The 5578-nt window shown below is 37.7% G+C and carries 7 protein-coding genes and 1 tRNA gene; 7 read left to right on the plus strand and 1 reads right to left on the minus strand.

Features of this window, described 5'->3' with window-relative positions:
* Both JWP71_RS15650 and coaD read left to right on the plus strand, forming a co-directional pair.
* On the plus strand, positions 1 to 374 hold a 374-nt coding region (locus JWP71_RS15650; protein WP_299501861.1), incomplete at its 5' end, for a hypothetical protein.
* Positions 375 to 411: 37 nt separating this feature from the next.
* Complete coding sequence (gene coaD / locus JWP71_RS15655) at positions 412 to 873, plus strand: pantetheine-phosphate adenylyltransferase (protein ID WP_299354616.1); 462 nt, start codon at positions 412 to 414, stop codon at positions 871 to 873.
* Here the strand turns inward: coaD and JWP71_RS15660 are convergent.
* Positions 842 to 1480 (minus strand): NUDIX domain-containing protein, encoded by a 639-nt coding sequence (locus JWP71_RS15660; RefSeq protein ID WP_299354613.1) that lies wholly within the window; start codon positions 1478 to 1480, stop codon positions 842 to 844. The two genes, coaD and JWP71_RS15660, sit on opposite strands and share 32 nt — an antisense overlap.
* On the opposite strand from JWP71_RS15660, the gene pyrE reads away from it, so the two are divergent.
* The 5 genes from pyrE to JWP71_RS15685 form a co-directional block, all read left to right on the plus strand.
* On the plus strand, positions 1479 to 2120 hold the full coding sequence (gene pyrE, locus JWP71_RS15665; protein ID WP_299501863.1) for an orotate phosphoribosyltransferase: 642 nt from the start codon (positions 1479 to 1481) through the stop codon (positions 2118 to 2120). The genes JWP71_RS15660 and pyrE overlap by 2 nt on opposite strands.
* A gap of 82 nt (positions 2121 to 2202) precedes the next feature.
* Positions 2203 to 2601, plus strand: a complete 399-nt coding sequence (locus JWP71_RS15670; protein ID WP_299501864.1) for an SRPBCC family protein — start codon at positions 2203 to 2205, stop codon at positions 2599 to 2601.
* A 90-nt stretch (positions 2602 to 2691) separates the two neighbouring features.
* Entirely contained in the window at positions 2692 to 4320 is a 1629-nt protein-coding gene (locus tag JWP71_RS15675) for an ATP-binding cassette domain-containing protein (RefSeq protein ID WP_299501866.1), read from the plus strand.
* A 70-nt stretch (positions 4321 to 4390) separates the two neighbouring features.
* Positions 4391 to 4463 (plus strand) — tRNA-Lys (locus tag JWP71_RS15680).
* 823 nt (positions 4464 to 5286) lie between these two features.
* Positions 5287 to 5578, plus strand: a 292-nt coding sequence (locus JWP71_RS15685) for a hypothetical protein (protein WP_299501867.1), incomplete at its 3' end; no start/stop codon positions are given.

Below are 5578 nucleotides of genomic sequence, written 5' to 3' on the forward strand. Positions count from 1 at the left end.
AATATACCCATGAGGATACAATGAGAATTTTCTCTGCTACAATTTTAAACGAAGCAAATAACCGTTTTAGGTTCCCGGTAGTTATTGACCAGGTTACAACTAAACCCCAAATTTTTTCTGTAGAACCCCAGTTTATTGGCGAGGCCGGGCATGAGGGCATATTTCCGTTGATAAAATATAAGTCGACCATTAAACTTACGGATAGCGTTGCTTTAAAAGCAGAGAACAATGCTATACAACAAGTAATCGGCAGTATGTTTAAAGGTATTGATCAAAATAAAAAGTATATTCTTTACCAGGCCTTTGATCAGATACCTAATAATAAGCCGGGCATTAAACATTATGGCTTTATACAAAATATAAAACAGAACTGATCTTTTAGCTTTATCTTTACGTAAAATACAGCAAATCATGAAAATAGCCCTTTTCCCGGGATCATTTGATCCGGTTACCAAAGCTCATGTTGATATTGTGAAAAGATCGGTAGGCTTGTTTGATAAAGTATATATTGGCATTGGTGCCAACAGTACCAAACCCGGCTTTTTAAGTATTGAAACCCGTGAGAAAATGCTGCGCGCTGTTTTTGATACGGAACCCAAAATACATATAATAGCCTACGAGGGGCTTACTGTTAACTTCTGCAAAAGTATTGGTGCCGCCTACATGATCCGTGGCATTCGTACCGTATCAGATTTTGAATACGAAAAAGCTATCGCCCAAATGAACCACTCTTTAGCGCCCGATATTGAAAGTATATTTATTGTAAGTAAACCGGGTTATTCGTCTATCAGTTCAACCATTGTGCGCGAAATACTGCGTTATAACGGCGATGTAACGCAGTTTATTCCGAAAGAAGCTTTGGCTTTTCTGTAATCAAGTCCATCGCTGCCAGTACATCTAAAATAGATGGGAAGGTATTGGTTAAAATAGCGTCAATGTCATTAGGTTTAAACCAGCGTACATCAGTTATACCTTCTTCTATTTGAGGTTTTAGTTTATTTTGCCCTTTGGCCTTCATTTTATACCAGTGGGTCTTCTTTAAAACCACTTCGTTTTTGTAGATATATACGTGGTAGGTTTTGCATATTTTATCGCCGCGTTTGCTTACTACAATATTGCACTCCTCCTCTACTTCGCGTACGGCGGCCTCCTTAATGGTCTCGCCTTTTTCTATTTTGCCTTTCGGCAGATCCCATTTATCGTTACGATAGATAAACAAAAGATCCTTGTTTTCATTCTTCACCAAACCGCCTGCGGCCTCAATAACATTAACGCTTTGCTTAATTTGTTTCAGGAATGATTTTGCATCCTTACACAATATGTAAAACAGATCATTCTTGTGCGCCAGTATCCAGGTGTAAATTATTTTAAGATCAAATGCCTGGCTATCAATCTTTTGATAATGCTCTGATTTCTTCGGTTCAGATTCTGTTAATAAGATAACCTTTTGGTTAATATAAATTCTGTATTTTTGAGCCATGTTTAATACTACTGAAACCGAACAACAGGTAGCGGAATTTCTGTTGCAAATTAAAGCAATTAAATTACAACCTAATAATCCTTTTACGTGGGCATCGGGGTGGAAATCGCCTATTTATTGTGATAATCGTATAACGCTTTCACATCCAACTATCCGCACTTATATAAGGCAGCAGTTAGCTACTGTTATACAGGAAAAATTTGGGTCTGTAGGTTGTATTGCAGGTGTTGCAACAGCCGGTATACCGCAAGGCGTACTGGTAGCGCAAGAATTGGGCTTACCATTTATTTACGTCCGCGCTAAACCAAAAGATCATGGTACAGGTAATTTGATAGAAGGCGATATATTAACAGGCAAAAGAGTTGTTGTTGTTGAGGATTTGATATCTACCGGCAATAGCAGTTTACAAGCCGTTAGCGCATTGCGTGATGCAGGTTATGATGTTGCCGGGCTGGCAGCTATTTTTAGCTACGGATTTGACATTGCCGAAGAAAATTTTAAAGCAGCCAATTGCCCATACATTACCTTATCAAACTATACAGCTTTACTAAGTTATGCGGAACAGAACCAATATATCTCACGTAAAGATGTTGAGGTACTAAGAGAATGGCGCGAAAGCCCGTCAACATGGGGAACCTGAGCAGTTAGCAATTTTGAGTTAGTATAATCGTTTATAAAAACAAGCTTAATCTCTAATTAACTAACCTCCAATCTCTACCACCATGAGTACTTTTGAAAGTAAAATAAATATAAATAAGCCTGTAAGTGATGTCTATCAGTATCTGTCTGATTTTAATAATCACCAGCAATTAATGCCTGATAGTGTGCAGGATTGGACATCAACTGTTGATGAGGCCCATTTTGGTATACAAAATATGGTGCAGCTTTCCCTGCAAATTATCGAAAGAGTTGAAAACAGATCTATCAATATTATAGCCACCGGCAAACCACCTTTTGCTGTTAAGCTTTACTGGAATTTAGCCCCTGATAGTAATGGCACCTTAGCCACCTTTACCATTAATGCCGATCTGAATATGATGATGAAAATGATGGCATCGGGCCCATTGCAAAAATTGGCCGACCACCAAACTATTGCATTAAGGAGCGCTTTAACCAAATAATAATAAAACCAATCTTTAATAACTAATCTCTAATCTTTAGGTAACTAATCACTAAAAAACCGTAATTTTGCGGCAAATTACAGGTGCAGCATGATCTCGGTATCCAATCTATCTTTACGTTACGGTAAACGTACTTTATTTGAAGACGTTAACTTAAAATTTACACAAGGCAACTGCTATGGCATTATTGGTGCCAATGGTGCAGGTAAATCTACCTTCTTAAAAATCCTTTCAGGCGAAATTGATCCTACCAGCGGACAGGTAAGCTTTACTCCCGGCGAGCGTATGGCTGTTTTAAGCCAGAACCACTACGCGTTTGATGAATTTACTGTTATTGAAACCGTAATGATGGGCCATAAGGAAATGTATGCCATCATGAAAGAGAAAGACGCCATATATCTTAAAGAAGATTTTACTGATGCTGATGGCGAACGTGCCGGCGAATTGGAAAACCTGTTTGCCGAAATGGATGGCTGGAACGCAGAAAGCAATGCCGCTACCCTATTAAGCAACCTGGGCATTAAAGAAGAATTTCATTATCAGTTAGTAAAAGATCTTGACAATACGCAAAAGGTACGCGTGCTGTTAGCCCAGGCCCTTTTTGGCAACCCGGATATATTATTACTGGATGAGCCTACCAATGATCTTGACATCCACACCGTAAGCTGGTTGGAAGATTTCTTAGCAAGCTACGAAGCTATTGTATTAGTAGTATCACACGACAGACACTTTTTAGATACAGTATGTACGCATGTGGTTGATATTGATTTTGCTAAAATGAGTATCTACACGGGTAACTATTCGTTCTGGTATGAGTCGAGCCAATTGGCTTTAAAACAACGGTCTGATCAGAATAAAAAGACAGAGGATAGGGTTAAAGAGTTGCAGGAGTTTATCCGCAGGTTTAGTGCCAATGCATCAAAATCAAAACAAGCTACCAGTCGTAAAAAAGCATTAGATAAGATCAATCTTGACGAGATACAACCATCAAACCGTAAATATCCGGGTATTATATTTAATAACCTTGGCCGTGAAGCAGGCGATCAGATACTACAGATAGAGAACCTAAGCAAGAAATTAAACGGCGAAGTATTGTTTGACAACATCCGCTTAATGGTAAACAAGGGCGATAAAATTGCTGTCCTATCAAACAATAGCTTAGCTACTACCGCTTTCTACAATATATTAACCGGCAAGGATAAAGACTACAAAGGCGAGTTTAAATGGGGCGTAACCATTAACCCTGCCGATATCCCGATGGATAATACCGAATACTTTAAAGGTAAAGATGATAACCTGATTGACTGGTTGCGCGAGTACTCGCCGGGCGAAAAGGATGATCAGTTTATTCGTGGATTTTTGGGCCGTATGTTGTTTTCGGGCGAGGAAGTTTTGAAAAAAAGTACCGTTCTGTCAGGTGGTGAAAAAATGCGCTGTATGTTTAGCCGCATGATGCTGCAATCTGCCAATTTGCTGATGTTTGACGAGCCTACAAATCACCTCGACCTGGAATCTATCACCGCGTTAAACAACGGCATGAAAGACTTTAGGGGCACTATTCTGTTTACTTCGCGAGATCATGAGCTGGTTGAAACTGTTGCCAACCGCATAATTGAATTAACACCGGGCGGCATTATAGACAAGCTGATGACCTACGACGAATATATTAACAGCGACGCCGTACAAAAACAAAAAGACGAGCTTTACGCTATGGCATAACGTAATAAGTATTATTTAAGAATTGGCATTTTAATATATTCCACTATATTTGCAACCCGGTAAAAAAAATGACTCGGTAGCTCAGCCGGTAGAGCAACTGACTCTTAATCAGTGGGTCGAGAGTTCGATCCTCTCCCGGGTCACTAAAAGCGGATAACCTAAGGTTATTCCGCTTTTTTTATGTTTATCTAACTATTTTTTTTACAGCAAAGTGTTTCACAAATTAATGAAACACATGAAACACTCTTTTAGGTTAACCTATTGATATATAGCAATTTGACAAAATGAGTGAAACACCATGAAACAGTACAAATACTTTAGGTAAACCATGATAAATATCTTATAATAAACACCTTATGTTGTTTTGTCTATTTTTGCAAAATTGGGGTGAAACACCTGATGAAACACTTTTTTTGCTTGTGACCCGTCCTACTTTAAAAGAGCCTATTTTTCTTTTTTTTGCTTCTTTTTTTCTTTTTACCCACCCTCCTTTTTTTGCACAATCTTATCCTGTCACAAAGGGCAAATGCTTATAGATAATATTACTCGCCCATAGTTTCTTCGCAGAAAATCAACCCGATAACATAAAATGGCAGCGGTATGTCGCTTTTAACATTTCTTAACATTGATCTTTTTGAGATTTGGAGCTGTATCAGTAACAGCAATACTGAATACTTAAATATTGGTCATGAAAAAAATATTTTATACAATAGTGGGAATGATGATTTTAATAATCGGACTTATATTGATTCCCTTTAAAGATGATTCCCATCCGTCTGGGCAAAGTGATAAAAATTTATAAATTCATAAACAATTATTTTTCTTAAATGTATAATATACAAGAAGCTTCCCCGTAATCTGCTTTCAATTAGTATCCGATACTTTCCCCTCATTTAAACAATTTTGATACGCTAACTTATCTAAATAGATATATAACTTAATGTTTGGCAATTAAATTTAATTAAAATGAAAAAGGGAAAGGTAGTCATCTTAATGATTGGCATGGTAGTATCGGGAATAATAAGCGCAGGTGCGCAAAGCAAAAAAGAAAAAATTGAGATGCTAACTCAAAAAACGGATAGTCTTGAAAAAACACTGTCGCTCAAGAATGAAAGTATAGTCCAGTTACAAATAAAATTAGCCAGGCTGGAGGGTACAAAAGATGCCCATAATGAACAAATCAAACGATTTGAAAATAAGGCTGACAGTTTAAAAGAAGAACTGATTGTCACTAATATGACCATTGAAAACCAGCAAG

Origin of the sequence: Mucilaginibacter sp. (genome assembly GCF_028287845.1) — a bacterium.
Lineage (GTDB): Bacteria > Bacteroidota > Bacteroidia > Sphingobacteriales > Sphingobacteriaceae > Mucilaginibacter.

What these genes read in the sequence shown, in the direction of transcription:
- coaD (WP_299354616.1), top strand. Translation starts at nt 412, where the DNA reads ATGAAAATAGCCCTTTTCCCGGGATCATTTGATCCGGTTACCAAAGCT.
- pyrE (WP_299501863.1), top strand. Translation starts at nt 1,479, where the DNA reads ATGTTTAATACTACTGAAACCGAACAACAGGTAGCGGAATTTCTGTTG.
- JWP71_RS15660 (WP_299354613.1), bottom strand. Translation starts at nt 1,480, where the DNA reads ATGGCTCAAAAATACAGAATTTATATTAACCAAAAGGTTATCTTATTA.
- JWP71_RS15670 (WP_299501864.1), top strand. Translation starts at nt 2,203, where the DNA reads ATGAGTACTTTTGAAAGTAAAATAAATATAAATAAGCCTGTAAGTGAT.
- JWP71_RS15675 (WP_299501866.1), top strand. Translation starts at nt 2,692, where the DNA reads ATGATCTCGGTATCCAATCTATCTTTACGTTACGGTAAACGTACTTTA.